The organism is Pseudomonas sp. LPH60 (assembly GCF_030718165.1).
GTDB classification, from domain to species: domain Bacteria; phylum Pseudomonadota; class Gammaproteobacteria; order Pseudomonadales; family Pseudomonadaceae; genus Aquipseudomonas; species Aquipseudomonas danubii.
Window position 1 is genome coordinate 35231 of record NZ_JAVAJH010000002.1, and the last position, 24741, is coordinate 59971.

Annotated in this window: 27 protein-coding genes and 1 pseudogene; 9 read left to right on the forward strand and 19 right to left on the reverse strand. The window is 64.2% G+C overall.

Going from position 1 to position 24741, the window contains the following annotated elements; translation table 11 throughout:
* Nucleotides 1–78: 78 nt before the first annotated feature.
* A pseudogene (locus Q8O96_RS31180) lies at nucleotides 79–513 on the forward strand (methyl-accepting chemotaxis protein); the annotation flags it as partial.
* A 57-nt stretch (nucleotides 514–570) separates the two neighbouring features.
* On the opposite strand, the gene Q8O96_RS05650 reads toward Q8O96_RS31180, so the two are convergent.
* The 3 genes from Q8O96_RS05650 to Q8O96_RS05660 all read right to left on the reverse strand — a co-directional run bounded on the left by Q8O96_RS05650 (nucleotide 571) and on the right by Q8O96_RS05660 (nucleotide 2945).
* The gene (locus Q8O96_RS05650; RefSeq protein ID WP_102860211.1) at nucleotides 571–1098 is read right to left on the reverse strand and encodes a GNAT family N-acetyltransferase; all 528 of its coding nucleotides are present in this window, start codon (nucleotides 1096–1098) and stop codon (nucleotides 571–573) included.
* A 57-nt stretch (nucleotides 1099–1155) separates the two neighbouring features.
* Nucleotides 1156–2061 carry a LysR family transcriptional regulator gene (locus Q8O96_RS05655; RefSeq protein WP_102860212.1) on the reverse strand — a complete coding sequence of 302 codons (906 nt, stop codon included), beginning with the start codon at nucleotides 2059–2061 and terminating at the stop codon, nucleotides 1156–1158.
* 110 nt (nucleotides 2062–2171) lie between these two features.
* A complete protein-coding gene (locus tag Q8O96_RS05660) occupies nucleotides 2172–2945 on the reverse strand; it encodes an SDR family oxidoreductase (protein ID WP_102860213.1) in 774 nt (257 codons plus the stop codon).
* Nucleotides 2946–3106: 161 nt separating this feature from the next.
* Between Q8O96_RS05660 and Q8O96_RS05665 the strand changes: the two genes are divergently transcribed.
* Nucleotides 3107–3712: a flavin reductase family protein gene (locus tag Q8O96_RS05665; protein ID WP_110652201.1), complete on the forward strand. Its 606-nt coding sequence runs from the start codon at nucleotides 3107–3109 to the stop codon at nucleotides 3710–3712.
* A 66-nt stretch (nucleotides 3713–3778) separates the two neighbouring features.
* On the opposite strand, the gene Q8O96_RS05670 is transcribed toward Q8O96_RS05665, so the two are convergent.
* Nucleotides 3779–4663: a LysR family transcriptional regulator gene (locus tag Q8O96_RS05670; protein WP_102880960.1), complete on the reverse strand. Its 885-nt coding sequence runs from the start codon at nucleotides 4661–4663 to the stop codon at nucleotides 3779–3781.
* Between the two features lie 96 nt (nucleotides 4664–4759).
* On the opposite strand from Q8O96_RS05670, the gene Q8O96_RS05675 reads away from it, so the two are divergent.
* Complete coding sequence (locus tag Q8O96_RS05675) at nucleotides 4760–6166, forward strand: MFS transporter (protein WP_305948530.1); 1407 nt, start codon at nucleotides 4760–4762, stop codon at nucleotides 6164–6166.
* 7 nt (nucleotides 6167–6173) lie between these two features.
* Here Q8O96_RS05675 and Q8O96_RS05680 read toward each other — a convergent pair whose 3' ends face one another.
* Entirely contained in the window at nucleotides 6174–7103 is a 930-nt protein-coding gene (locus Q8O96_RS05680; protein WP_102860217.1) for a DMT family transporter, read from the reverse strand.
* A gap of 102 nt (nucleotides 7104–7205) precedes the next feature.
* Between Q8O96_RS05680 and Q8O96_RS05685 the strand changes: the two genes are divergently transcribed.
* Nucleotides 7206–8105: a LysR substrate-binding domain-containing protein gene (locus tag Q8O96_RS05685; protein WP_102860218.1), complete on the forward strand. Its 900-nt coding sequence runs from the start codon at nucleotides 7206–7208 to the stop codon at nucleotides 8103–8105.
* A 35-nt stretch (nucleotides 8106–8140) separates the two neighbouring features.
* On the opposite strand, the gene Q8O96_RS05690 is transcribed toward Q8O96_RS05685, so the two are convergent.
* The 4 genes from Q8O96_RS05690 to Q8O96_RS05705 all read right to left on the reverse strand — a co-directional run bounded on the left by Q8O96_RS05690 (nucleotide 8141) and on the right by Q8O96_RS05705 (nucleotide 12526).
* The gene (locus Q8O96_RS05690) at nucleotides 8141–10381 is read right to left on the reverse strand and encodes an ATP-binding protein (RefSeq protein WP_102860219.1); all 2241 of its coding nucleotides are present in this window, start codon (nucleotides 10379–10381) and stop codon (nucleotides 8141–8143) included.
* A complete protein-coding gene (locus Q8O96_RS05695) occupies nucleotides 10378–10992 on the reverse strand; it encodes a biliverdin-producing heme oxygenase (protein ID WP_305948531.1) in 615 nt (204 codons plus the stop codon). The genes Q8O96_RS05690 and Q8O96_RS05695 overlap by 4 nt, the downstream gene beginning before the upstream one ends.
* Before the next feature lie 257 nt (nucleotides 10993–11249).
* Nucleotides 11250–11636, reverse strand: coding sequence for a cupin domain-containing protein (locus tag Q8O96_RS05700; RefSeq protein ID WP_102860221.1), 387 nt, complete (start codon nucleotides 11634–11636; stop codon nucleotides 11250–11252).
* Between the two features lie 80 nt (nucleotides 11637–11716).
* Nucleotides 11717–12526 carry an AraC family transcriptional regulator gene (locus tag Q8O96_RS05705; RefSeq protein ID WP_305948532.1) on the reverse strand — a complete coding sequence of 270 codons (810 nt, stop codon included), beginning with the start codon at nucleotides 12524–12526 and terminating at the stop codon, nucleotides 11717–11719.
* A gap of 242 nt (nucleotides 12527–12768) precedes the next feature.
* On the opposite strand from Q8O96_RS05705, the gene Q8O96_RS05710 reads away from it, so the two are divergent.
* From Q8O96_RS05710 to Q8O96_RS05725, 4 genes are all read left to right on the forward strand, one after another.
* Entirely contained in the window at nucleotides 12769–13410 is a 642-nt protein-coding gene (locus Q8O96_RS05710; protein WP_060841068.1) for a LysE family translocator, read from the forward strand.
* 74 nt (nucleotides 13411–13484) lie between these two features.
* Nucleotides 13485–13964, forward strand: coding sequence for a GNAT family N-acetyltransferase (locus tag Q8O96_RS05715; RefSeq protein ID WP_108545186.1), 480 nt, complete (start codon nucleotides 13485–13487; stop codon nucleotides 13962–13964).
* Nucleotides 13965–14009: 45 nt separating this feature from the next.
* A complete protein-coding gene (gene ddlA, locus Q8O96_RS05720; RefSeq protein ID WP_207815940.1) occupies nucleotides 14010–15104 on the forward strand; it encodes a D-alanine--D-alanine ligase in 1095 nt (364 codons plus the stop codon).
* 30 nt (nucleotides 15105–15134) lie between these two features.
* Nucleotides 15135–15488 (forward strand): gamma-glutamylcyclotransferase family protein, encoded by a 354-nt coding sequence (locus Q8O96_RS05725; protein WP_115580924.1) that lies wholly within the window; start codon nucleotides 15135–15137, stop codon nucleotides 15486–15488.
* Between the two features lie 9 nt (nucleotides 15489–15497).
* Here the strand turns inward: Q8O96_RS05725 and Q8O96_RS05730 are convergent, their stop codons facing one another.
* The 10 genes from Q8O96_RS05730 to ggt form a co-directional block, all read right to left on the reverse strand.
* A complete protein-coding gene (locus tag Q8O96_RS05730; RefSeq protein ID WP_060841064.1) occupies nucleotides 15498–16079 on the reverse strand; it encodes a DUF4234 domain-containing protein in 582 nt (193 codons plus the stop codon).
* 96 nt (nucleotides 16080–16175) lie between these two features.
* On the reverse strand, nucleotides 16176–16631 hold the full coding sequence (locus Q8O96_RS05735) for a GNAT family N-acetyltransferase (protein ID WP_250329644.1): 456 nt from the start codon (nucleotides 16629–16631) through the stop codon (nucleotides 16176–16178).
* On the reverse strand, nucleotides 16628–17344 hold the full coding sequence (locus Q8O96_RS05740; protein ID WP_305948533.1) for a polyphenol oxidase family protein: 717 nt from the start codon (nucleotides 17342–17344) through the stop codon (nucleotides 16628–16630). Before Q8O96_RS05740 ends, Q8O96_RS05735 begins: the two co-directional genes overlap by 4 nt.
* 134 nt (nucleotides 17345–17478) lie before the next feature.
* Nucleotides 17479–18291, reverse strand: a complete 813-nt coding sequence (locus tag Q8O96_RS05745) for a GyrI-like domain-containing protein (RefSeq protein ID WP_305948534.1) — start codon at nucleotides 18289–18291, stop codon at nucleotides 17479–17481.
* Between the two features lie 78 nt (nucleotides 18292–18369).
* Nucleotides 18370–18741 carry a type II toxin-antitoxin system HigA family antitoxin gene (locus Q8O96_RS05750; protein ID WP_060844620.1) on the reverse strand — a complete coding sequence of 124 codons (372 nt, stop codon included), beginning with the start codon at nucleotides 18739–18741 and terminating at the stop codon, nucleotides 18370–18372.
* A gap of 5 nt (nucleotides 18742–18746) precedes the next feature.
* Nucleotides 18747–19049 carry a type II toxin-antitoxin system HigB family toxin gene (locus tag Q8O96_RS05755; RefSeq protein WP_060841059.1) on the reverse strand — a complete coding sequence of 101 codons (303 nt, stop codon included), beginning with the start codon at nucleotides 19047–19049 and terminating at the stop codon, nucleotides 18747–18749.
* Nucleotides 19050–19164: 115 nt separating this feature from the next.
* Complete coding sequence (locus Q8O96_RS05760; protein WP_016967392.1) at nucleotides 19165–19431, reverse strand: DUF3077 domain-containing protein; 267 nt, start codon at nucleotides 19429–19431, stop codon at nucleotides 19165–19167.
* 464 nt (nucleotides 19432–19895) lie between these two features.
* The gene (locus Q8O96_RS05765; protein ID WP_053153790.1) at nucleotides 19896–20213 is read right to left on the reverse strand and encodes a DNA-binding transcriptional regulator; all 318 of its coding nucleotides are present in this window, start codon (nucleotides 20211–20213) and stop codon (nucleotides 19896–19898) included.
* 534 nt (nucleotides 20214–20747) lie between these two features.
* Nucleotides 20748–21242 carry a GNAT family N-acetyltransferase gene (locus tag Q8O96_RS05770; RefSeq protein WP_207815948.1) on the reverse strand — a complete coding sequence of 165 codons (495 nt, stop codon included), beginning with the start codon at nucleotides 21240–21242 and terminating at the stop codon, nucleotides 20748–20750.
* A gap of 154 nt (nucleotides 21243–21396) precedes the next feature.
* Complete coding sequence (gene ggt / locus Q8O96_RS05775; RefSeq protein ID WP_305948535.1) at nucleotides 21397–23232, reverse strand: gamma-glutamyltransferase; 1836 nt, start codon at nucleotides 23230–23232, stop codon at nucleotides 21397–21399.
* A 247-nt stretch (nucleotides 23233–23479) separates the two neighbouring features.
* Here ggt and Q8O96_RS05780 point away from each other — a divergent pair, with 247 nt between their 5' ends.
* A complete protein-coding gene (locus Q8O96_RS05780; protein ID WP_305948536.1) occupies nucleotides 23480–24472 on the forward strand; it encodes a cytochrome-c peroxidase in 993 nt (330 codons plus the stop codon).
* Nucleotides 24473–24741: the final 269 nt, after the last annotated feature.

Sequence of the window (24741 nt, forward strand, 5' to 3'; positions counted from 1 at the left end):
GACATCGCCTACAGCATCTCCCGCCAAACCGATACCAGCGCCCAGCGCGGCTCGGCGGTGGTCACTCAAACCCTGGACGTGATGCGTGACCTGGCCAAGTGCATGCAAGACGCCGGTGACGGTATTGAAGCCCTGAACGAGCAGTCCCTGGTGATTGGCAGCATCGTCAAGACCATCAGCGGGATTGCCGAGCAGACCAACCTGCTGGCCCTCAATGCGGCGATCGAGGCCGCTCGGGCCGGTGAACAGGGGCGCGGTTTCGCCGTGGTCGCCGACGAGGTCCGGCAACTGGCCTCGCGTACCAGCAACGCCACCGACGAAATCGTCGGTGTGGTCCGGCACAACCAGGACATGGCCCGCTCGGCGGTGGAACTGATGGCCGAAGGTCGCCAGCAAGCCGAGCAGGGCCTGACCCTGGCGGCGGAGGCCGGCGCGGTGATTGTCGAGATCCAGGACGGTGCGCAGAAAGTGGTGGGCGCGGTGGGGCAGTTCGCCAGTCAGCTGTCCAGCTGAGTGTCACGCTGAGGGTTCAAGTTTCGCGTCCGCCTGGCCCGGCGGACGCGGAGGGTTTCAGTGTTGCAACGGCCCATGGCATTCGTAATGCAAACGGTCGAACCACTGCCCGTGCAGCAGGAAGCTGCGGCGTGAATGGCCGTAGCAGGAGAACCCTGATGCCTCCAGTACCCGCACCGAGCCGAGGTTCTCCGGGCGGGCGTTGGCTTCGATGCGGCTCAGTTGCAATTCCCCGAAGGCCCGTTGCCGGACTTGCTCCACCGCCGCCTTGGCGATGCCGCGGCCGTTGAAGCGGGCGCCCACTCGATAGCCCAGTTCGGCGCAATTGAAGTAGGCGCGCTGCACCCGGTGCAGGTTGATGCGTCCCACCAGCTGTGAGTTTTCACGGATCAGGAATTGATAGCCGCGATCCGCTTCGGCGTCCTGTCGAGCCTGGGCGATGGCTTCGGCGACGCCTTCGACACAGTAGTACGCGGCGGGTCGGGCGTTGATCGAGGTCTCGAAAAAAGCGCGGTTCTCTTGTTCAAAAGCTAGCAGTTCATGCACGTCGTCAGGCTGCGGGGCGGTGATGTACAGGTGCGTCATGGTCCGGTGGCCTCAATCCGTTGGAGGCGCTTTCATCTCACGTTCTGCAGGTCGGCTTCAAGTCTCCAGGTGCGGTTTGATCAGTTCGGCAAACCATTCGATGAACACATTGAGACGGCGCGAGCGATGGCGGCGGTCGGGGTACAGTGCGCTGATTTCCATGGGCGCCACCGGCAGGTCATGAAGCACCTGCACCAGTTCGCCGCGCTCCAGTAGATGCTGCACATCGAAGCGCGGCACCTGGATCAGCCCCAGGCCCTGGCGACAGCAGGCAATGTAGTTCTCGACGTTGTTGACGATCACCCGACTGGGCAGGCCCAGCAGGTGCTCGCGACCTTCCTGCAGGTATTCCCAGGGCAGCTCTCGACCCGTGTCCGGGCAGGCGTAGCCCACCATCCACTGGCCGTTCTGCAGGTCCTGATGGCTGTGAGGCTCGCCATGTTCGGCGAGGTAGGCGGGGCTGGCGCAGTTGATCAGCGCCAGGCGTCCCAGGGGACGGGCGATCAGGCTGCTGTCCGCCAGGCTGCCGACGCGGATCGCGCAGTCGATGCCTTCCTGGACCAGGTCGATGCTGCGATCGCAGGCCCCCAGCGCCAGTTGCAGGCCGGGGTATTGCGCCAGCCATTGGGGCAGGGCGGGCACGATCAGGCGCCGGGCGATGCGGCTGGGTACGTCGATGTTCAAACGTCCACTGACATCCACCTGGCGATGCTGGAACAGTTGGCTGAGTTCGGATGCATCCGCCAGCAGACGCCGGGCTCGCTCCAGAAGGATGGCGCCGTCGGCGGTCAATTGCACATGCCGGGTCGTGCGGTGCAGCAGGCGCGTGCCGAGGCCGGTTTCCAGTTGCTGCACGGCGGAGGAGACGGTGGCCCGTGGCAGTTCCAGGACATGGGCGGCCTTGATGAAGCTGCCCATGTCGGCCACCTGGATGAACACGCGGTATTGTTCAAGCTTATCCATCGTATGAACGATCCTGGTCCGGGGGACGCCGAGCGGCAATGGATCGCGGCATCGTCCGAGGCGATCGATGCAGCGGCTCGGCAGGCCAATTTACCCCTTGGGCGCCAGGATTACTTGGTGGTGTAGCCGCCGTTGATCAGTAAGGTCTGACCGGTGATCCACCAACCCTCGGTCACCAGGTGACGAATGAAGGGCACCACATCCTCGATATCAGTGAGTCCGGTCTTGCTCGAAGGCGACAGGGCCGCAGCGCTCTTGTGGTAGGCCACCGCGTCGTCCCCTTCGGCAGGGTAGAAGAACGGTGTATCCATGGGGCCTGGCCCGACAGCGGTGACCGAGATGCCGCGGGCGCCGAACTCCTTGGCGGCGGCCCGGGTGAAGTGTTCCACCGGGGCCTTGGAACCGCCATAGGCGGCATAGAACGGGGTGAAGGCTCCCAGCAGCGACGTCACCAGGGTCACCAGCTTGCCGTTGTCCTCCAGGTGTTTGCCGGCTTCCTTGATAAAGAAGAACGCGCTCTTGGCATTGACCGCAAACATCTGGTCGTACTCGTCTTCGCTGATGTCGACTATGGGTTTTTTCAGCACCTTGCCCACGGTGTTGATGGCGATGTCGATCTTACCGAAACGCGCCTTGACCTCGCTGAACAGACGCTCCACGGCACTGGCGCTGGTGAGGTCGGCCTGCCAGGCGTGGGCCTCGACCCCCAGGTCCTTGAGCGCCGCCAGGGTACGCTCGGCGTCGGCCTGGCTGGCGCTGCTGTTGTAGTGCACGGCCACGGCTTTGGCCCCGTGACTGGCAAGATCACGGGCAATCAGGCCGCCGAGGTTTTTCACCCCTCCGGCAATCAGCACGACTTTGTTGTTCAGGGAATGATCGGCCATGGTGCGGCTCCTTCGACGGTTGGTGAAGGCTGAGTCTAGTCTTTGGAAGGGCGCGGATAAGCCGTCGGCGGCTGGACGGATTATCCAGAAAATCCATCCAATGCCGCGGTCTGCCCGAGGGCTGGATAGGGCTACAATCGGATTTTTTTCAGGAGCCTGCCATGCCTGCATTTCGTCGTTCGGTCCCTCTGGAAAAGGCCTACCGCCTGCTCAATCACGGTCCTACGGTGCTGGTCAGCGCGGCCCATGGCGGCCAGCGCAATATCATGGCCGCGGCCTGGGCGATGCCCCTGGATTTCGAGCCGCCGAAAGTTGCCGTGGTGCTCGACAAGTCCACCTGGACCCGGCAACTGCTGGAGGCTTCGGGCACCTTCGTCCTCAACGTGCCCTGCGCCGCTCAAGTGGACATTGTGCAGAGCCTGGGCAACAGCTCCGGACTGGAGTTGCACCACGCCGGGCGCGACAAGTTTTGCGCCTATGGTTTGTCGACCTTTGCCGGCCAGGCCCTTGAGGCTCCGCTGCTGGAAGGTTGCGTGGCCTGGCTGGAATGCCGGCTGTTGCCCGAGCCCCACAATCACCAGCAGTACGACCTGTTCCTCGGTGAGGTGATTGCGGCCCAGGCCGATGCCCGAGTGTTCAGCGAAGGGCGTTGGCACTTCGAGGGCCAGGACTCGCTGCGCACCCTGCACCATGTAGCGGGTGGGCATTTCCTGACCATTGGCGACGCCGTTGATGGTCGTCAGTTGCCCCAGGCCGGTGAGGTTTGAGTCAACGTCTGCTGGACGTGATCCAGCACCTGCAAGTCCAGCGCTCTGCCGCCGACCGGGTCTTGGCTACCAGCTCACCTGGCCCAGGGCGTCGGCGAAGGCGTTGAGTTTCGGCGAGCATTGGCGTGAGGGCGGGTAGACCAGGGACAGTTCCCGGCAGCGCCCGTCATGGGCCTGGAGAATCGGCACCAGATGGCCTGCGTCGAGGGCATCGCGCACGGCGAACTCCATCAACTGGGCGATGCCGAAGCCGCCCAGCACCGCGTCCACCAGGGCATCGCCGATGTCGAAGATCAGCCGCCCCTGCACCGCCAGGTCCAGAGGCTTGCCCTGGTCCATGAACTGCCAGTCCACCAGGCGGCCGCTGCGCAGGTTGCGCACGGTGAGGCAGTTGTGCTGCTGCAAGTCCGCCAGTTGCCGGGGCGTGCCATGGCGCTGCAGATAAGCCGGCGCCGCCACCGTTACCCAGCGCAGGGGCGCCAGGGGGCGGGCGATCAGGCGCTGGTCGTTGATCACCCCGGTACGCAGCACTGCGTCGAAGCCTTCGTCGATGATGTCCACCACCCGATCGGTCATGACCGCCTCGATGCTCAATTCGCGATAGCGGGTGGTCAGCTCGCCAATGACCGGCATCACCACCTTGCGCCCGAACAGTGAAGGGGTGCTGATCTTCAGCGCTCCGGTGGGAGAGTCCCGGCGGTCCAGCAGCAAGTGCTCGGTATGGGCCAGTTCTGCCAGCAGCGGTCCTGCCCGGTCCACCAGAACCTGGCCGTCCGGGGTCAGGCTGACACTGCGGGTATTGCGTTGCAGCAGGCGCACGCCCAGTTGCTGTTCCAGGCGGGAAATGGCCCTGGACAGGCCGGATTGGGTCAGCCCCAGGTCGCCGGCGGCCCGGGTGAAACTGCGGGTCTCGGCCACCCGGACCAGCAGGCGAAGGGCGTTCAGATCCATGATTAAAGTCATTACTGAAAGAGGAAGTGGCGTATTTATCATTTAAACGGCATCGATGACACTGGGCGCCGCCTATTTCAGACAAGGATTTTCGCAATGTCCGCGACCCCGTTAGCCAAGCCGTCGGGCTGGATGCTGTTACTGCTGGCCACCGCGCAGTTGATCATCGCCCTGGACGCCACCATCGTCTTTGTTGCCCTGCCGGACATTGGCCAGCGTCTGGGGTTCTCCGCCCAGCAATTGCAGTGGGTGGTCAGCGCCTACAGTGTGGCCTTTGGCGGCTTCCTGCTGCTGGGCGGGCGTGCGGCGGACCTGTTGGGCAAGCGGCGTTTCTACATCATTGGCCAGTCCCTGTACGCCCTGGCGTCCCTGGCCGGCGGCCTGGGCGGCAGCGCCCTGTTGCTGGTGCTGGCCCGGGCCGTGCAGGGCGTGGGCGGGGCGATGCTGTTCCCGGCCACCCTGGCCCTGATCAACACCTGGTACGCCGAAGGCCCGGCCCGTAACCGCGCCTTTGCGGTGTGGAGCGCGGCCTCGGCGGCGGGGCTGGCCCTGGGGGCCTTGCTGGGCGGGGTGTTGACCCAGTACTGGGGCTGGGAAGCGGTGTTCCTGGTCAACGTGCCCCTGGCCGGTGCCTGCGCACTGATGGCCCGACGCTGGATTCCCGCCGACCCGGCGCGCCCGCGTGGCCGTCAGTTCGATCTGCGCGGTGCCCTGACCGTGACCCTGGGGGGCACCTTGCTGGTGTTTTCCATTGTTCAGGGGCCGGAGTGGGGCTGGACCGCGCCGGCGACCCTGGCTTGTCTGATGCTGTCCCTGGCGTTGCTCTGGCTGTTTGTCCGACTCGAACAGTGCAGCCCGGACCCGCTGATGCCGCTGCGTTTGCTGGGTTATCCACAACTGCGCATGGCCATGGTGATTACTGCATTGTTCATGAGCAGCTTCGGCGTGCAGTACTACTTTCTCAGCCTGTATTTCCAACAGGTCTACCAGTTCAGCGTGTTGCAGAGCGGCTTGGCGTTCCTGCCTTCGACCCTGCTGTGCACAGCCGGGATCTGGGTGGCGGAGCGGGCGCTGCTGCGCATCGGCTTGCGGGCGACCCTGGTCAGCGGCTTGCTGCTCGGGGCGCTGGGCATCGGCATGATGTACCTGGCCTTGCCCGGCAGCAGCGGTTTTGTCGGCCTGTTGCCGGGAATCGTGGTCATGAGCATCGGCCAGGGTATGACCTGGACCTCGATGTGGGTCTCGGCCGGGCAGGGTATCGCAGCGTCCGAGCAAGGGGTGGCAGCGGGGGTGGCCTCCACCAGTCAGCAAATCGGCGGGGCCCTGGGGCTGGCGCTGCTGGTGTCCCTGGCCAATACCTTGAGCCCTGAGGGCAATCAGGCTCATGGCATTGAAATGGCCACTGCGGCCAGCGCCCTGCTGGCCTTGCTCGGGGCCCTGCTGGCGCTGCGCTTGCCCCGGGTCTCACCGGCATTGCCGGCCTGTTCCGTGGCCCAGGGCTGAGGCGCGTTCAGTGGGGCTGGGGCAAGTGGCGGCGCACGGCCCACAGCACCCCGGCCAGCAACAGCAGGGCCGCCGAGCTTTGCAGCAGGCTCGGCAGGTGTTGCAGGCAGATAAAACCGTACAGCAGGGCAAACAGGGTCTCGAACACGATCAACTGGCCGCTGAGCGTCAGCGGCAAGCGCCGGGTCGAGGCGTTCCACATGCGATTGCCGAACCAGGAACCCAGCACGGCACTGGACAGGCTCAGGCCCCAGAACAGCATCCAGCGTTGCTCGCTGGCCTCGACCTGGGTGCCCGGCAGGGAGAAAGCCTCCGCCAGCAGCCAGATCAGAGCGCTCATCAGCCCGGTGGTGATGCCCCACAGGGTCGACCACTGGCTGCTGTTGAAACGGCTGCCCTTGAGGTAGCGGGCGTTGTCGGTGGCGAACCAGGTCCAGCACAGCAGGGCGCCAAAGGCGCAGAGCAGACCCAGGGCGCGCTGGCCCAGCTCGGGTGAATCGCCAGGCGCGGTCAGCAGGGTGTCGAGGTTGATGCAGCAGATGCCGGCGAACACCAGCAGTAGGGGCCAGCGCAGGCGGCGCAAGGGCACGGCGTCGGCGTCGCCGCGTCCGGCCAGGGTAATGGTCAGCGGCAACAGGCCGACGATCAGCGCGGTGCTGGCTACCCCGGCCCACTGGATGGCGCTGGCCAGGAGCATGAAATAGATCAGGTTGCCGGTCAGCGCGAGCTTCACCAGCAACCCGGCATCGCTCCAGGTCAGGCGTTGCAGCAGCTCCCGGGCCTGGGGCGCAGCCAGGAGCAGGGAGAATGCACCATACAGGGTGAAGCGGGCACAGCTGAGCATCAGCGGACTGAACTCCGGCAACAGGCTGGGCACCACAATGGCCAGGCCCCAGACCGCACCGGCCAGGGCGGCGTAAGCAACTCCGCGTTTCATGCACACACTCGCAGCGATTCAGCAAAGCGCGCAGCCTAGTCATTGCTGACCGAGTGGACAAAGGATATATAGGCACCTACCTATTCTTCTGGGGAATGCCTGATGAGCCGCTTTGCCCGTCATTTGCCACCATTGGAAACCCTGGTGACCTTCGAGGCGGTGGGGCGCAACGCCAGTTTCACCCGCGCCGCCACCGAGCTGTGCCTGACCCAGAGCGCAGTGAGCAAGCAGATCCGTGCCTTGGAGCTGTCGCTCAAGACCGAGCTGTTCGAGCGTCAGGCCCGGGGGGTGAAACTCACCGCCAGCGGTGCCTCGCTGTTCGCCGAGGTCAGCACTCAGTTGGAGGCGTTACTGCGCAGCGTCAGTCGCCTGCGGGCCGGGCGCGATGCCAACACCGTCACCGTGCAATGCACCCATGCAGTGGCGCAGTTCTGGCTGTTTCCGCGCTTGCTGGCGTTCAACAAACAGCACCCGGACATCACCGTGAGCATCCACGCCAACAATGACATGGACGAGTCCAGCGTGGCCGAACACGACTTCGCCATTCTCTACGGCGCCGGGCATTGGTCGTCCCTGACCGCCACGCCGTTGTTCGCCGAGATGGTCTATCCCATCGCCAGCCGGCGCCTGGAGTTGCCGGCCATTGACGCGCTGGCGCAACTGGCCGAGCTGCCCTTGATCCAGCTGGATGCCTCGGCCTGGAACTGCATCGACTGGCGCGACTGGTTCCGGCATTTCGGCCTGGACTACAGCGCGCCGCCAGGGGCCATGGGTTTCAATCAATTGACGCTGATGTTCAGCGCCGTGCAGCAGGGCATGGGGGTGGGCCTGGGCTGGGATTTCATGGCCAGCGAGTTGGTGGCGCAAGGTGAGTTGCAGCGCGTCGGCCAGTGGGCGTTTCGCACCGGGCAGGCGGACTTTCTGGTGCATGTGCGGCACAAGCGCCTGTCTGCCAGCGGCCAGTTGTTTCGCGACTGGCTGGTGGCGCAGGCGAGTGAATGAGCGCCCGGGGCGGTGTGCCAGCCCCGGTGCCTGGATCAGAGGCTGGCGCGGGGCACACTGAAGCGGAACTCGCTGCCCTTGCCCGGTTCGCTGTGGGCCTCGATCTTGCCGCCGTGGGCCTGGATGATGCCCTGGGTGATGTACAACCCCAGGCCGGTGCCGTTGGGGTTGCCTTCCTTCAGGGTCCAGTAGCGGTCGAAGATGAACGGCAGTTGGTCGGCGGGAATGCCTTCCCCGGTGTCGCGGACGCTGAAGACGATCTGCTCGCCGTCGGACATCGCCACCACCCCGACCTTGCCTTGCTTGGGGGTGAACTTGATGGCGTTGCCCACCAGGTTCGACAACACCTGGAACAACCGCTCGGGATCGGCATGGATGGTCAGCTCGGGCTCGGCGTGGAAGCTGATGTCGATGGCCTTGTCCAGGGCCAGGGGGGCCAGCAGCGAATAGGCCTCTTCAAAGATCTGGCTCACCTCCAGCGGCTGTGGCGCGATGCTGTAGCGCCCGGCTTCGATCTTCGAGGTGTCCAGCAAGTCCTCCAGCAGGTTGTTCATACGGCTGGCGGCCTGTTGCATGGTGTCGATGGCCGAGGAAATGCGTCGTGACGTATGCGGGCCGTCAGAGCTGAAGGCCTTTTGCATCATGCCGCAGAGCATGGAAATCACCGTCATCGGGTTGCGCAGGTCGTGGGACACCACCGCCACCAGCTCGTCCCGGGCGCGCACCGCCTGTTGTTCACGCAGGACCTGGCGCGCCAGGTCGTGTTCCAGGGCCGAGCGCCGCAGATCGTTGGCGGCGAAGCGGTCGCCGTGGCTCCACTTGCTGGAGATCCCGGCCATTTCCACCTTCCAGATCTCGAACGAGGTGCGCGGTCGCAGGCGCAGGCCAGCGTCGGAGTTTTCCAGGTCCAGGGGCTTTTGCGGGTTGCCGCTCCAGTGGATGTTTTCCTTCACTTCGGGGCGGAACCACAGCACGCCGTTATCCACAGGTTTGGGCAGGCTCATGGCCAGGACACCGCTGGCGACCTGTTGATAACTCGCCGCCGGCGGGTACACGCTGGCCAGGTGATGGCTGGCAAACACCGCTTCCCCCGTGCCTTGCAGCCAGCGATGCAGCGCGCGGATTTCGTCCTGTGGCGGGCACTGGCCGAAGCAGTGCAACTGTTTGTCCTCGATGATCGCCACACCGCCGGCTTGCGTCAGGTCCAGCAGCACCTGCGGCGCCTGGGTCAAGCCGTCGAAGACGCTGCCGCTGGCGTCGCGCATGGCCTGGTCGAGGCTGGCCAGGGCGGCGACTTTCTCTTCCCGCTGCCGGCTCAGGTCCAGGGCTTGCATGGCGCTGATCTGCAACGACAGCACCTGGCCAATGGTCTGGCAGGCTATGCGCAGTTCGTGGGGCACCAGCAGCGGCTGGCGGTTGCCGCAGCTGATCAGGCCCCAGAGCTGATCGTCCTTGAGCAGGGAAATGCTCATGGACGACAGCACGCCCATGTTCTTCATGTACTGGCAGTGAATTGGCGACACGCTGCGCAGGGTGGCGAAACTCAGGTCCAGGGGCTGCTGGGTGTCCGGGCGCAGGGTCGGCAGCAGCGGCACCGGCTGGTAGTCGGCATTGGGAATGATCCGCAGCCAGTTGCTGCGGTACAGCTCGCGGGCCTGTTGGGGAATGTCCGAGGCGGGGAAGAACAGGCCGTTGAACACCTCCATGTCGGGGCGGGTGGCTTCGGCGATCACCTGGCCGTGGCCTTCCTCCTCGAAGCGGTAGATCAGCACCCGGTCGTAGCCGGTCATGGCCTGGATCTCGCTGACGCTGATGGCGTACAGCTCGTGCAGGGTCCTGGCCGCTTGCAGGCGCCGCAGCAGGCGCCCGAGATTCTCGGTCTGTTGCTTGAGGTGCTGGTGCTGTGGGTGATCGGGCTGGATTTCCAGCTCCAGCATCAGCACCCCTTGATGGCGATGCAGCAGGGCTTCGAAAGGTGTTCCGTTGAGTGACAGGTGCAGCGGCGGAGCATCGAACAACTGATCCTGTTGCAGCACTTCACGGATGCGTTGAGCGTCTGTTTCTCCCAGCAACTGCTCCAGGGGGTGACCCAGCAGCGAATCGGCGGGCTGGCCCAGTAGGGTCTCGACGTTGGCGCTGATCTGCTGGATGCGCAGTTGCGGTTCGCACAGGGTCAGCAACACACCGTGGGGCTGGATCGCTCCCGGAGAGTGGATGGGTTCGTTGGCGCAATTGGCCAGCAACTGTTCGAAGGTTTGGGATTCTTGGGGGGTCATAGCAGCACCTCGCGGCGGTCGAGCCAGCGTTCGAAACAGGCAAATGTGGATTGCGCGGCACTGACCAGGTGTCGGCGTGTGCTCGGGTCTTCGGGCATGCGCCCCAGGTAGTCGAGAAAGTCCTTCCAGCGCCGCCCGGTGGCAGTGCCATAGACGTCGAGAAAGGCGCCGCCGTTGTCGGCATCGAGATCCAGGCGCCGGGCCATTTCCCGGCGCAGAATCTGTCCGCCCAGGGTCGCGCCTTCCAGTACGTAGAGCACGCCCAGGCAGGCCCCGGCGCTGGCCAGAGGCGGCAGCTGTTCACAGCGGGGCAGGGCCTCGATGCTGGCGACATCCAAGCCCAGGGCGCGCAGATCCCCGAACAGGGTCGGGGTCTTCAGGCGTTGGCTCAGGTCATAGCCCGCAGGGATCAGGCCGCTGTTCTGCAGGGTCGCTTCCAAGGGGTGATAGAAGCCGTAATAGGCCTGGATCAGGCGTCGATACCAGGGCGCATCAAGCCGCTCACAGAAGAACGGCAGGCGTTTCTCCAGGGCAACGTGCAAGGTCGCGGTGCCGGTGCGCAGGTCTTGAAGCAGGGTGGGCGTGGTGCTGGCTTGGTGCGGTGTCGGCATGCAGGGATCAGGGGTCGCAACAGGTAGTGGACGCGCCATGGGCGTCATCAAAAGCCGGGGCCAGGCTGGCATCCCCGCGATAGAGCCATCGCACAGAAAAAATCGGAGCGTCACTTTACCCGTGCTTTTTCCCTCGACGTAGGGGTTTTGTCACACCGTCGGTCGGTCAGCAGCGTTGATTGAGTGGCGTGTCAAAGCGTCTGACCTCGCCGGTGCGGTGGAAATTCCCTTTTCCACCTTGCAGATTCGGGCCGGGGTCAGATCCAGACGTCGTTCTGTGCCGTACGTTCGCCGCCTTGATCGCCGGTGTTGAGCACGCCCTTGGGCTCGATCAACAGCAGTTTGACCTCCTGCTCGGCCCAGGGCTTGTGTTCGACGCCCTTGGGCACCACGAACATCTCGCCGCTGCCGATGGACACCTGGCCGTCACGAAAGTCGATGTGCAGCAGGCCGTCGAGCACGATGAAGGTTTCGTCGGTGTCGGCGTGGCTGTGCCAGACGAACTCCCCTTGCAGCTTGGAGATCTTGAACTGGTAGTCATTCATCTCGGCGATCACCTTGGGGGTCCAGTGTTCGCTGAACAGGCCGAGTTTGTTGGCGAAGTTGATGCTTTGGTAGGCGTCTTGCGGGGCAGGGTTTTGCATGTTGCGGTCCACCTCAGTGATGAATGAGCACTGAGGGTAAACAGCTAGGGGCGCCGGCTTCTTGAACGATCGTGTGTGGCTCAGCGGCCGAGCATCTTCAGCCAGCGAGCGGGAGGCAGGCCGTAGGTCTGGCGAAACTGTCGGGTCATGTGGCTCTGGTCGGAGAAACCCGCCATCAGCGCCGCATCGGCCAGGGACTGGCCCTGCACCAGCAGGGCGCGGACCAGGTCCAGGCGGCGCATGCTCAGGTAGCGATAGGGGCTGGTGCCGAACAGCAGGCGAAAGTCCCGGGACAGGCTCCAGCGGTCGCGTTCGCTATGGGCTGCCAACTCGTCCAGGGTGAGGGTCCGGTCCAGGGCGCTGTGGATGTACTCTCGGGCGCGTTCTGCCGCTACGTAGTCGAAGCGCTGGCGGGACCGCGGGACTCCGGACACGCTGTTCAAGGCGTGGGCCAGGTCGAACAGCGCGTCTTCCTGTTCCAGCGGATCGAGGGGGCCGTCGACGCTGCGCAGCAGGGTCTCGGTGGCGGCGAACAGCCGCGGGTCATTGGACAGGCCGCCGGCAATGAAGGGCAGTGGCTGGCCGCCGAGGATCTGCTGGATCAGCGCCGGCTCGACGTACAGCATGCGGTAGTGAAAACCGTCGTGGGTGCCGGCCTCGCCGTCGTGGGGCTCGTCGGGGTGCAGGACCATGGTGGCCCCAGGCAAGCTGTGGCGCCAGCCGCCGCGGTACTGGAAACTCTGCACCCCGCGCAGGGTGCGGCCGATGGCGTAGGTGTCGTGGCGGTGCATGTCATAACCATGGCCGGCGAAATACGCCTCGATGCGCTCCAGGCCCCGGGCGGGCGGCGCGCGGTGAACCCAGTCGGTGACAGCGGTGGGTTTGGCCATGGAACGGTCCTGATGGATGAAGCCGAGGGCGGTACGTTAACTCAGGGGCGCGCTGGCTGTCTTGCCCCTCGGCTCACGCCGTGGCAGTTCTACCGGAAGAAGGGGGGCCTTGCAGGATGGATCAGGCGCAGCGCGGCGGCCGACGGCTTGAGCAGGATTGCGAGGACAATCGGCGGTTGCCTGGGCAGGCGCGAGTGGAGTAGCGTCGTTCACCCGGATCCCCTTCATGGCCACCTGCGCTCATGCACGTCTCATACCTGGTTTACCTCGCCCCGCTGTTGTCGCTGGCCCTGCTCTGGAGCGTGGCGGTGATCACCCCAGGACCGAACTTTTTCACCACAGCACAACTGGCGGCGAGCTGCTCGCGGCGCCATGGCCTGTTTGCCTCCCTGGGGGTGGCCAGCGGCACCGTGCTCTGGGGGCTGGCGGGAGGCTTGGGCATCAAGTCGCTGTTCAGCGCGGCGCCGGCGCTGTTCGTGTTGTTCAAGGTCGCCGGTGGCTGTTACCTGATCTACCTGGGACTCAAGCAGTTCAAGCGCAAACCGGCCCTGGATAATCCAACCGCCAATGGCGCGGTCCATGCTGAGCGCAGCCTGTTCTCGGCCTACCGGCTGGGCTTTCTCGGCAACATGACCAACCCCAAGTCGGCGCTGTTCGTGGCCACCATCTTTGCTACGTCGATGCCGGCCTCCCCGCCACCTCTGCTGCTGGGACTGGCGGTGCTGACCATGGCCGGCCTGTCGCTGTCCTGGTACTGCTGCGTGGCGCTGTTTTTCGCCAGCAGCCGGGTGGCCGGGTTCTACGCCCGGGCCCGTCGCTGGCTGGACCGTCTGGCTGGTGGTTGCTATGTGCTGTTTGGCGGGCATCTGCTGGCCAACCGTTGAGCGGCCGGCGCCTTGCGCTGGCCAGGATACGCCCCCCAACAAGGACGACCCGTCCCCGTATCAGGAGACTGAACATGGCTGTTGTTTTTCGCCCGGTAGCAGAGGCGGACATTGCGCGGATCTGCAGTTTCGTGGGCAATCCCCAGGAGTTGTATTTCTTCTTTCCTGCCGCCACCTGGCCGCTGACCCACGACCAGTTGCGTGACTCCATCGCCCAGCGCAGCGACTCGACGGTGATCGAGTTGGATGGGCAGGTGGTGGGCTTTGCCAACTTCTATCGCTGGGCCAGTGGCGGCACCTGCACCATCGGCAATGTCATCGTCGACCCAGAGGTGCGCGGCGCGGGCCTGGGAGCGCAACTGATCGGGCAGATGATCCATATCGCTCGCAGCAAGCACCAGGCCAGCGAGGTGACGCTGTCCTGCTTCAACAGCAATGTGGCGGGCTTGCTGTTCTATCCGAAGCTGGGTTTTGTGCCGTTCGCCATCGAAGAGCGCAAGAACAAGGAGCAGGAGCGGGTGGCGTTGATCCATTTGCGCTACAGCCCCAGCTGAAACCAAGAGAACCGTCAGCGATCATTTTTTTAACGGAAACCATTCATGAGCAAATTGCGGGTCGGAATTATTTTTGGTGGCCGTTCGGCCGAACACGAAGTGTCGTTGCAGTCGGCGCGCAATATCGTCGATGCCCTGGATCGCACGCGCTTTGAGCCGGTGCTGATCGGCATCGACAAGCAGGGGCACTGGCACCTCAACGACACCTCGAACTTTCTGATCAACCAGGAAAACCCGGCGCTGATTGCCCTCAACCAGTCCAACCGCGAACTGGCGGTGGTGCCGGGCAAGGCCAGCCAGCAATTGGTGGAAACCAGCAGCCAGGAGCTGTTGGGGCATGTGGATGTGATCTTCCCGATCGTCCACGGCACCCTGGGTGAGGACGGTTGCCTGCAGGGTCTGCTGCGCATGGCCGACCTGCCTTTTGTCGGCTCCGATGTGCTGGGTTCGGCGGTGTGCATGGACAAGGACATCAGCAAGCGCCTGCTGCGCGATGCCGGGCTGGCGGTGACGCCGTTTATCACCCTGACCCGTGCCACTCGTGGTCGCTACGGCTTTGCTCAGGCCCGGGACCAGCTCGGCCTGCCGCTGTTCGTCAAGCCGGCGAACCAAGGCTCCTCGGTGGGGGTGAGCAAGGTCGAAAGCGAAGCCGATTATATGGCTGCTGTGGAGCTGGCCCTGGGGTTCGATCACAAGGTGCTGGTGGAGTCCGCGGTGCGCGGGCGGGAAATCGAATGCGCGGTGCTGGGCAATGACCAACCGATCGCCAGTGGCTGCGGCGAGATCGTGGTCGGCAACGGTTTCTATTCCTACGACAGCAAGTACATCGACGCAGACGCGGCCCAGGTGCTGGTGCCGGCGGACATCAGCGTCGAGCACAGCGAACGCATCCGCGCCCTGGCCATCGAGGCGTTCCAGGTACTGGGCTGCTCCGGGCTGGCCCGGGTCGATGTGTTTCTCACCGACGACGGTGAAGTGCTGATCAACGAAATCAACTCGCTGCCCGGGTTCACCCGCATCAGCATGTACCCCAAGCTATGGCAGGCCGCCGGCATGCGTTACAGCGAGCTGGTGAGCCGCCTGATCGAGCTGGCGCTGGAGCGCCATGCCGAGCGGCAAGGTCTGAAAATCAACCGCTGAAGCGGATCATCGTGTTTAAGGACGTGACGAATGAGTTCGGCAACAGAAGCTTCGGTCTACCTTTTTTCCTACGGCACCCTGCAAGACAAGGCGGTGCAGCTGGCCAACTTCGGCCGTGAGTTGAGTGGCAGCACCGATGCCATGCTCGGCTATGAACAGAGCTGGGTGGAAATCACCGATCCCGAGGTATTGGCCGCCAGTGGCAAGACCCATCACCCGATCCTGCGCCCGGGGGCGGCGGACAGCACGCCGATTGCCGGCACGGTGTTTCAGATTACCCCCGAGGAACTGGCAGCGGCAGACCGCTATGAAGTCGCCGACTACAAGCGGGTCAGCGTGACCCTGGCCTCGGGGATCCAGGCCTGGGTCTACGTCAGCGCCTGAGTTCCTGACTCACTCCGGCGGCAGCATCACCCCGAGACAGGCCAACACCAGCACCACGGCCCCGAGCGCGCAGAGCACATAGTTGAGCGGGGTGAAACGGGCGTTGCTGCGGCCTTCGGGGTCGCCGGCGGCGGCATTCAGGCCGCGCTGGCCCAGCCAGGTGACCCACGCCAGCACCGGTAGCAGCGCCAGGCTGGCGATGTCGGTTACCGGGTAGCCGATGTTCTTGCGTGACAGCGCATCCACCACGTTGTTGACGATCAGCCCCACCACAAACAGGGTCGCCAGTTCACCGGGGCGCCAGTCGTGGCTGCGGCCGTCGCGCTTGAGCTGTGCATCGGCTTCGCGGTACAGCGCATGGGTAAAGAAAATCGCGAAGAACGCCCGGGCCACCGGCCACAACTCCTGGCCGCTGGCGTGCCTGAACTGATGCCAGTTCTTATAGGCCCAGTACAGCTGGTAGATACCGAAGGTGAGGATGTACAGGGTCAGGAACTTGACCTTGGACACCACATAGAAGGGTTGTGGCGCCGTGTGCGCCGAAGGGGCGACCAGATCCGCCTGGGGCGGGGCATAGAGATTGTCAGACACGGGCACTCCTTGGGTTGGGTCTGAGGCGGGAGGCAACGTTAGCTCAGGTAGCTGGCCAAGCACCAGTACGGTCTCGATGGCCGACGAGGGCCGGGTTCAGGCCAGGGGGGGATCTGCGGGCCGAACGTAGTGAATATCCCATTCACTTTCGCCTACCTGAACAAAACCCAGGCGTCGATAAAAACGATTTGAGTCACTGCCGCGCAACGCATCCAGGTGGATGGGCAATTGTTCTCTGGTGGAACGCTGTAAAAGCGGCTCCAGGGCCTGGGCACCGATACCCCGCCCCTGGAATTGCGGCATGACGTACAGGTGCTGCAGTCGCAGATGATCCTCGTGTGATTCGCTCTGGATAAAGCCCACGGGCTGTCCGTCACTGAGGATGAAGTGGCAGCGCTCGGCCGCGAAGCTTGCGGCAAAACGCTCCCGGGCCCGCTGTGGGTCGAAGCGACCCAGGCGCTCAAGGCTGTCGCGCATGGCCGCGATGCGCATCTGGACCAGGGTTTCCAGGTCGGTCAGAGAGGTCGGGAGTAGCGCAAAGCCGAGGCTCATGTCCGGCCGATCCAGGAGTACTGGAAGGCCTTGGCTTCACCCCGATGCACGCGTCGGCGATAGCTGGCCAGGGTCGGGGTCGAGCAGTAGGTGCACAGCTCGCTGATTTCGATCTGCTCGTCCTCGATGCCGGCGGCCTGCAGCAGGTACACGGCATAGCGGCTCAGGTCGAACCACAGGGAGTCGGCCTGGGTCGGCTGTGGCGGGGGAATTTGCGGGGGCAGCCGCGGGGGCGGCTGCTGGCGACTCCAGGGCGCTTGCGCAGCGGGCCACAGCGGATCCTGAGTGGCGGACAGGGTGTCGATGAAGTCGGCACTGACTTCATAGCAGCAGGGTTTGATCGACGGGCCGATGGCCACTCGCAATTGCCGTGGGGCGATGCCCTTGTTGGCGAAGTGTTGCAGCACATTGGCGATGATCCCGCCGTGCAGGCCTTTCCAGCCGCCATGCACCGCTGCTACCCAGGCGCCGTCGTGGCTGCTGATCAACATCGGCAGGCAATCGGCGGAGACCACCGCGATGGGCCGGCTGGAATGGGTGAGGACCGCATCGCCGCGAATGATCCCGCTGGGCAGGGTGGTGCTGGCGTGCACCACCTCGCCACTGTGGACCTGCGAGCAGAAGAACAGGTTGGCCGGCAGGGCAGCGCCCAGGGTCGAAAACTCATGACGGATGCCGGGTATCTGGTTCAACACAGCTGCCTGGAAACTCATCGGGCCTTCGCTCGGTAACCTGGGAATGGCTGCAGAGCATAGCGGTATCCGAGGCACTTTTGCTGACAGACCGCGCTGCAAAGGCAGCGCCAGACCAGCGGTTGCCTGTGGGGGCGGCCCGCCTTGCGGATGTTTCAGGCCTTGAGCGGGATGTACAGCTCCACCACGCTGTCCGGGTGCATGGGCCCCAGGAAACGCTCGCCGGTGTATTCGAACTCCACCGCTTCGATCGGCATCAGCCCGGCGGCGGGCAGCCATTCGCTGTAGGCGGCGCGAAAGGTTTCCGGCAGGGTGGCCACGGTGCCGTGATGCTCGACCCGGGCGTAGTGGCGGGCGGGGATGTCCAGCTCGACCATGCCCGGCACCAGGGGCGCATCGGCGGCCACCGGCAAGCCGGCCACGTAGCGCCACTGGCCGTCTTCCAGGGGCTGGCAGATGCCGTAGGTGCCCACCGGCTCGGCCAGGCGCTGGATTTCCTGCTCCCGAGGTTCGAAGCGTTGCCAGAGCTCGGCGATGGAACCCGGGTCATCCTGCTGCCAGGCCATGCCGATGATCCGTTGCCGGGCCACGAACACCTTTTGCGGTGTCTGCGGGGCAGGGATCTGGCGCTGTGGCTGGGCCAGGTAGCGTTGCAGGTGACCGAGCACCTTCTGGCTGCGGGCAATCTCGCTTTCCAGCTGCCGGGCATGCTCCTGCAACGACTGCTGCATGTGCAGCACGCTGTCCAGGCCGCCCTGGTCCGCCAGCGTGCGGATGTCTTCCAGGGACATGCCCAGTTGCCGCAGCCAGACGATGCGGCCCAGGGTCACGATCTGTTCCGGGCTGTAGTAGCGGTAGCCGTTGTCGCGGCCAGTGAGGGCCGGGGTGAACAGGCCGATGCTGTCGTAATGGCGCAGGGTCTTGGTGGTGAGGCCGTGGCAGCGGGCCATTTGTCCGATGGTGAGCATGGAGCGTCCTTGGTGGTGTTGGGTTGCCAGGCAGGTTGGGCCTTTACCCAAGGGCAAGCTCAAGCCCGGCAGTGATGCTCAGGACGACTTGTTCGGCTTGATCAGGCTTTCGGCCGGGATGCCGAACAGTTGGTGCAGTTTCCAGATCATCGGCAGGGTCAGCGCGCGCTTGCCGTTGAGCACCTCGTAGACGCGGTTGGTGCGGCCGATGGCGGGTGCCAGGTCGGCGGCGGACAAGCCGGATTGCTCCATGCGGAACTTGATCGCCTCGATCGGGTTGGGCAGGTCCAGGGGAAACTGCTTGGCTTCGTACGCCTCGATCAGGGTGATCATCACGTCGAAGTAATCGCCTTCAGGCGTCCCGGGTTGCGGTTCGTTGTCGAACAGGGGCGAGACGCTTTGCAGCGCGGCGCGGTAGTCCTGGTCGGTGTGGATAGGGCGGATGTTCATCTGGGTTACTCCATGTCTACGCTGTCGGCATCAATGGCGTCGTACTGCCGGTGGGTGCCTACGAACTTGATGTACAGCGCGCCGAAACGATAGGCCACGGCAACGACCAGTCGATACTCGTTGCCCTTGATGTTGAAGACCACCCTGCGGCTTTTGAGAATGCTTGCGTTGCGATACTGGTCCTTGATTTGCGCAGGGTTGGACCACTCGGCATTCCTTGCTTCATCGACCCAAGCCAGTAAAGGCTGCTCTGCATCCGGGTACTTCTCCCAGAAGGCCTTCAACTGACTGACTGCAATAATTCTCATGGCGCGATCCTAGTCCCGTGCTGGGACTTAAACAAGTCGCTGAGTGCGTCAGGCGACGTACGGGCAGATCGCTGGATCTGCCCGCGCAGGCGACGTCGGCTCAGGGACGATCAGGTCATGCAGAGAGCGTGGCGTGCACGTCGTCCATCAGTGCCTTGCCCATCTCTGCCAGGTAGTGTGCCGCCCAAGCATAGCGGTCGCACCGGGGCTCCATGGCGGCCTCCAGGGTGAATTGCTTTGCCAGATGCAACAGCGCCGAGGCGTGTTCCAGGGCATCGCTGATCGGCACGTCGGCATTCACGCGAAACAGCGGATGCGGGTGTTCGCCGCACTGGGAAAAGCGGATTTCACCGAGGGTGGTCAGGGGCGATTGAGTGGTCATCGGGCACCTCCGGTTTTGTGTGACGGGAGGTGTGGGGATGACGGATTTCGAGTGTGATGCATGGTGACGACTCCTTTCGTATTGGGAACCACCACCGTCCGCCGCCAAGCAGATTTGGGTGGCGGATTGCACAAGGTTGGCGGACCGGCACGAAAGGAACCGGCACCCCCGAAGGGGTCCCTGCGCAATCCGCCATGACACAGAAATGCGTGCACAAAAAAAGCGCCTGCATTCGTGTTTTGGCGCTATTGCGCCTTTCGTGGTTCGGGCCGCCAAGCCCGTTCGCTGATGTTGCAGCGACGGGCGAAGGATAGCGAGGTGGGGAGGGTGTCGCAACGGCATTGCTGCGACTTTATGTGAACCGACCTGTAGCCGCTGCCGCAGGCTGCGAACGACCGGAACGGTCGCTGCGATCTCCCTGACGCCGAAGGCCCTTCGGTCCTTGTCGCAGCCTGCGGCAGCGGCTACAGAGGTTGTGCCAGCACCTCACGAAATACATCGGGCCTGAGCATCGCGATATGCAGCAATGAACGGGCCGCTCCGGAAGGCGAGCGCCGACCTTGCTCCCACTCTTGAAGGGTCCTTACCGACACGCCAAGCAGTTGGGCAAACTTGGGTTGTGACAACCCGGTTTTACCGCGGGCTTCGGCGGCCTTGGTGAGCGGAATGCTGTGGGTATTGCCGTGACGGCCGGCTTTGACATCGATGATCGCGTCCAGAAGCTCCTGGCCGATATTGCGCTTGGCATCACGTGCCAATAGTTCTTCTTCAGTAAGGGGCATGATTCATCTCCTTCGCGATTCTGCGCAGAACAGGCGCTGGAATGTTTTCGGTAGCGCCTTTGCCATAGATCACCAACGCAACCAGGGCTCCGCATGCGAGCTGGGTGGTATAGATGACCCGCACCGAGCCACTTTTCCACGTCCATCAATGCTCCATCTGATTTTCCTGCAACCGCCAGAACCCGGAATGACAACGCCGGACTCCGGGTCGTTGGCAAGAAACGTCATGAACGCTCCACGCTCTTCTTCGGACCAGTAATCGGGCCAGAGTCTGGAAAACAGCGGAGATTCTATGATCGTCAGCATGCGGGAGGGTTCTACGTCTTTGACGTACCTTGCGGCAATGGTGGGTGCTAGGAGATGACTCCTGAAAGATTAAGAACGTGGAGTTGCAACGCCAATGAGCGGAGTCCTGATTTCCAGTCAGCCCATTCGCTTTCTTGTGTGTGATCCATGCCTTCGATGTCACCTTTTGCATGACCTGAAACTCGGGCAACTCTGCTCAGTGCGGCTCTATGATCCAGAGCAGCTAACTCAAGCTTCCAACACCTTCGCCATCTCACTGGTCGCGGCCCAACCCAGCCCCTGATACAGCGGCTTGCCGGCCTCGGTCGCATGCAGTACGGCAAAGCCCAGCCCGCGCTGGCGGAACTCGGCCTGTGCCAGTTTCATCAGCGCCGACGCCAGGCCGCGGCGCCGGTAGGCCGGTTCGACGTAGACGTTGAGCACATAGCCGCGCTGATCCTGGGTTGGATGGGAAGGGTGGGGCGGCCAGTCGATGCTCATCAGGCCGATGCTGGCCACGCTCTGCTCGGCGTCCATCAGGGCGAAGCCGTAGTAGCGGCCGTCCTCCAGGCGTTCGCGCAACCAGGGGCGAAAGTGCTCGGTCATCACCTGCAAGGTGGAGAGGTCATTGCCCGCATCGAGAAACATCGCCTGGCGATGGCGGCAGATCAGTTCAAGGTCCTGGGGCGTTAGGCGTCGTGGGCTCAGGCCCGGAATATCAAGGTCGGCTGCAATTTTGTTCATCGTCGGTTCCTCGGTTGACAGGGAAGATGCTAGGGCAGATCCCCAGGCCGGGTCAGACACAGACCACCGCAAAATCTTGCATACAGCGCCCGTGTTCCCCGCCCACAAAAAAGGGCCAGCCTCACGGCCAGCCCTCGGGTTCATCCGATAACCCTCAATCCCCCAGCGCTTCCCCTTCGCGCCGAGGATCGGCGCCGCCGGCCCAGGAGGCCTTGCCCTGTGCATCACGCACGCGAACGATGGCCTGGGTGCCGCTGGTCATGTCGATTTCGTTCACTTCATGGCCCTGGGCTTTCAGCGCCTGTTTCAGCGCCGGGCTGAACTGGCCCTTCTCCAGTTCGGTCGGGCCGTTGCGGCAGCCAAAGTTGGGCAGGCCGACGGCGGCTTGCGGGTCGAGGTTCCAGTCGAGCATGCCCACCAGCGACTTGGCCACGTACTCGATGATCTGCGAGCCGCCCGGGGAGCCGACGCTGGCCAGCAGTTCGCCGCTGGCGCGGTCGAAGACCAGGGTCGGGGCCATGGACGAGCGCGGGCGCTTGCCCGGTTCGACGCGGTTGGCCACCTTCTGGCCGTTTTCCTCGGGGATGAAGGAGAAGTCGGTCAACTGGTTGTTGAGCATGAAGCCCTGGACCATCAGGTGCGAACCAAAGGCCGCTTCCACCGTGGTGGTCATGGACACCGCGCCGCCTAAGTCATCCACCGCCACCACTTGCGAGGTGGAGATGCGCATCGGCGAGCGATCCGGTGCATAGGCCACCTGGATGCCCTGGGGCTTGCCCGGTTCGGCCTTGCCCAGGCTGCGTTCGCCGATCAGCGCGGCGCGCCGGGCCAGGTAGTCCGGGGCGATCAGGCCGGCCACCGGCACGGGCACAAAGTCGCTATCGGCCACGTACAGGCCGCGGTCGGCGTAGGCCAGGCGCTCGGCTTCGGCGATCAGGTGCACCGCTTGCGGCGCAGGCTCAAGGCCGGCCGGCAGGTTGGTTTGCTGCGGCTTGAGGTTGGCCAGGGCATAGCGCGGGTCGCGTTGTTCCAGGGCTTGCAGGGTGCCGAGGATCTGCGCCACCGCCACGCCGCCGGAAGAGGGCGGCGGCATGCCGCACACCTGCCAGCGCTTGTAGTCGCTGCACAGCGGCGCGCGTTCCTTGGCGCGGTAGCCTTGCAGGTCGTTGAGCGACAGGCTGCCGGGGTTGGCGTGGCCCTGGACCTTGGCGACGATTTCCGCGGCCACCGGGCCTGTGTACAGGGCGTCCGGGCCTTCCTGGGCGATGCGCTTGAGCACCGCGGCCAGCTGTGGATTTTTCAGCAAGGTGCCCACGGCTTTCGGCGTGCCGTCGGCATTGAGGAAGTACGCGGCCATGTCCGGCGAGCGCGCCAGGAACGGGTCGGCGCTGATCATGGTGTGCAGCCGTGGCGAGATAGCGAAGCCTTGCTCGGCTAGGTGGATCGCCGGCTCGAACAGCTGCGCCCAGGGCAGGCGCCCGTGTTTCCGGTGGGCCATTTCCAGGGCCCGCAGTACGCCTGGGGTGCCGACCGAGCGGCCGCCGATCTGCGCCTGGGGGAAGGGCATCGGCTTGCCGTCCGCCTGTAGGAAGAGTGTCTCGGTGGCGCCTGCGGGTGCGGTTTCCCGGCCGTCATAGGTGCGCACGGCCTTGCCGTCCCAGAGCACGATCATCGCGCCGCCGCCAATCCCCGAGGACTGCGGCTCCACCAGGGTCAGCACCGCTTGCATGGCAATCGCCGCGTCGATGGCCGAGCCGCCTTGGCGCAGCATCTCGCGCCCGGCCTCGGCGGCCAGCGGGTTGGCGGCGGCCGCCATGTGTTTGTCGGCGTGCCGGGTCTGCATGTCGGTGCGGTAGCCGGAGGCGATTTCCGGAGCGGCAGGCAGGGCAGTGGAAGAGGGCGGGTTGTTACAGGCGCTGAGGCTGAGGGCGGCGGCCAGCAGGCCGAGGCTGAGGAGTCGGGGGTGACGGGGAGGGAAGATCGAGAACACGCGTTGAGCTCCGTTCACTGGGAAATGAGGTGTCGTCCATGGAGGGGAATGTACAGCAGTGGCGCCGACAGCAGGGCCGGCAGGTGGCCATGACCGTGCGCTGGGCCAGTGGCAAGGCGCTGCTCAGCGGCCCTGTACATAGGGTCGCAGGCAGGCGTGCACCCGGCCACCGATTGATCTGAGTCAGGGCGGCTGGGGGAGGTTGGGCACATGGTGCAGCAAACCATAAGCCTGATGAGAGGACGCCATGCACCGTTGTAAGTGGTTACTTGTGTTCGGATTGCTGTTGGGGGGCGAGGTGCGGGGCGAGGCACCGAGCGAGCCGATCCTGCCGGTACAACCGGCGAAGATCACCGATGTGGCCAAGGTGGAGTTGGGCAAGCAGCTGTTCTTCGACCCGCGCCTGTCCAAATCCGGTTTCATCTCCTGCAACTCCTGCCACAACCTGAGCATGGGCGGCAGCGACAACCTGCCCACCTCCATCGGCCACAACTGGCACCAGGGGCCGATCAACTCGCCCACGGTGCTCAACTCCGGCCTGAGCTTTGCGCAGTACTGGGATGGCCGCGCGGCCACGCTCCAAGAGCAGGCCAGCGGTCCGATCACCAACCCGGGGGAAATGGGCTTTACCCATGAACTGGCGGTGGAGGTGCTGCGCTCCATTCCCCAGTACCGGGCATCGTTCAAGCGCGTGTATGGCAACGATGAGATCAGCTTCGACGACGCCACCAACGCCATTGCCGCCTTCGAAGCCACCCTGGTGACGCCCAATGCGCCGTTCGACCGCTGGCTCAAGGGCGACAAGGCGGCCATCAGCTCCACCGCGCTCAAGGGCTACCAACTGTTCAAGTCCATCGGCTGCGTGGCCTGCCACAACGGCGAAGCGGTGGGCGGCGGCTCGTTCCAGAAAATGGGCATGATCGAGCCCTACGTCACCCAGAACCCGGCCCAGGGCGTGGCCGGGCTGACCGGCAAGGACGCCGACCGCATGCTGTTCAAGGTGCCGACCTTGCGCAACGTGGCGCTGACCTACCCTTACTTCCATGACGGCGCCTACTGGACGCTGGAAGAGGCGGTGGACGTGATGGCCCGGCTGCAATTGGGGCGTAAGCTGGGCACCGAGGAGGTCGGCCAGATCGTGGCCTTCCTGGAAACCCTGACCGGCGATCAACCGGACTTCAAGCTGCCGATCCTGCCGCCGTCCTCGGCGCAGACACCGCGTCCACAACCCTTCAACTGACCTGGGTGGAAAAACCGCAGCGTGCTGCGGTTTTTCATCGCTACGTCCTGCTCCTTGGCGGTATCAGTCCTGCTTGTCCCCGGTTGTGCAATTGAACCGTTGATCGATGGGGCTTTGCGAGCAGGTTTGAAATGACCGGGGGTGACAGCCGTTGGCGTTTTTATCCATCTAAAAAGGCCACTCCCTGTTCCTGCTTGAATGCAAAGGTGCCGCGTAATCTCCGGCACTTTTCTGAGCGCATAAAAAAACGGCTTACCTTGCGGTAAGCC

Bases quoted from the DNA above. Each gene is read 5' to 3' on its own strand.
- Q8O96_RS05650 (WP_102860211.1), bottom strand. From the start codon at position 1,098: ATGACGCACCTGTACATCACCGCCCCGCAGCCTGACGACGTGCATGAA.
- Q8O96_RS05655 (WP_102860212.1), bottom strand. From the start codon at position 2,061: ATGGATAAGCTTGAACAATACCGCGTGTTCATCCAGGTGGCCGACATG.
- Q8O96_RS05660 (WP_102860213.1), bottom strand. From the start codon at position 2,945: ATGGCCGATCATTCCCTGAACAACAAAGTCGTGCTGATTGCCGGAGGG.
- Q8O96_RS05665 (WP_110652201.1), top strand. From the start codon at position 3,107: ATGCCTGCATTTCGTCGTTCGGTCCCTCTGGAAAAGGCCTACCGCCTG.
- Q8O96_RS05670 (WP_102880960.1), bottom strand. From the start codon at position 4,663: ATGGATCTGAACGCCCTTCGCCTGCTGGTCCGGGTGGCCGAGACCCGC.
- Q8O96_RS05675 (WP_305948530.1), top strand. From the start codon at position 4,760: ATGTCCGCGACCCCGTTAGCCAAGCCGTCGGGCTGGATGCTGTTACTG.
- Q8O96_RS05680 (WP_102860217.1), bottom strand. From the start codon at position 7,103: ATGAAACGCGGAGTTGCTTACGCCGCCCTGGCCGGTGCGGTCTGGGGC.
- Q8O96_RS05685 (WP_102860218.1), top strand. From the start codon at position 7,206: ATGAGCCGCTTTGCCCGTCATTTGCCACCATTGGAAACCCTGGTGACC.
- Q8O96_RS05690 (WP_102860219.1), bottom strand. From the start codon at position 10,381: ATGACCCCCCAAGAATCCCAAACCTTCGAACAGTTGCTGGCCAATTGC.
- Q8O96_RS05695 (WP_305948531.1), bottom strand. From the start codon at position 10,992: ATGCCGACACCGCACCAAGCCAGCACCACGCCCACCCTGCTTCAAGAC.
- Q8O96_RS05700 (WP_102860221.1), bottom strand. From the start codon at position 11,636: ATGCAAAACCCTGCCCCGCAAGACGCCTACCAAAGCATCAACTTCGCC.
- Q8O96_RS05705 (WP_305948532.1), bottom strand. From the start codon at position 12,526: ATGGCCAAACCCACCGCTGTCACCGACTGGGTTCACCGCGCGCCGCCC.
- Q8O96_RS05710 (WP_060841068.1), top strand. From the start codon at position 12,769: ATGCACGTCTCATACCTGGTTTACCTCGCCCCGCTGTTGTCGCTGGCC.
- Q8O96_RS05715 (WP_108545186.1), top strand. From the start codon at position 13,485: ATGGCTGTTGTTTTTCGCCCGGTAGCAGAGGCGGACATTGCGCGGATC.
- ddlA (WP_207815940.1), top strand. From the start codon at position 14,010: ATGAGCAAATTGCGGGTCGGAATTATTTTTGGTGGCCGTTCGGCCGAA.
- Q8O96_RS05725 (WP_115580924.1), top strand. From the start codon at position 15,135: ATGAGTTCGGCAACAGAAGCTTCGGTCTACCTTTTTTCCTACGGCACC.
- Q8O96_RS05735 (WP_250329644.1), bottom strand. From the start codon at position 16,631: ATGAGCCTCGGCTTTGCGCTACTCCCGACCTCTCTGACCGACCTGGAA.
- Q8O96_RS05740 (WP_305948533.1), bottom strand. From the start codon at position 17,344: ATGAGTTTCCAGGCAGCTGTGTTGAACCAGATACCCGGCATCCGTCAT.
- Q8O96_RS05745 (WP_305948534.1), bottom strand. From the start codon at position 18,291: ATGCTCACCATCGGACAAATGGCCCGCTGCCACGGCCTCACCACCAAG.
- Q8O96_RS05750 (WP_060844620.1), bottom strand. From the start codon at position 18,741: ATGAACATCCGCCCTATCCACACCGACCAGGACTACCGCGCCGCGCTG.
- Q8O96_RS05755 (WP_060841059.1), bottom strand. From the start codon at position 19,049: ATGAGAATTATTGCAGTCAGTCAGTTGAAGGCCTTCTGGGAGAAGTAC.
- Q8O96_RS05760 (WP_016967392.1), bottom strand. From the start codon at position 19,431: ATGACCACTCAATCGCCCCTGACCACCCTCGGTGAAATCCGCTTTTCC.
- Q8O96_RS05765 (WP_053153790.1), bottom strand. From the start codon at position 20,213: ATGCCCCTTACTGAAGAAGAACTATTGGCACGTGATGCCAAGCGCAAT.
- Q8O96_RS05770 (WP_207815948.1), bottom strand. From the start codon at position 21,242: ATGAACAAAATTGCAGCCGACCTTGATATTCCGGGCCTGAGCCCACGA.
- Q8O96_RS05780 (WP_305948536.1), top strand. From the start codon at position 23,480: ATGCACCGTTGTAAGTGGTTACTTGTGTTCGGATTGCTGTTGGGGGGC.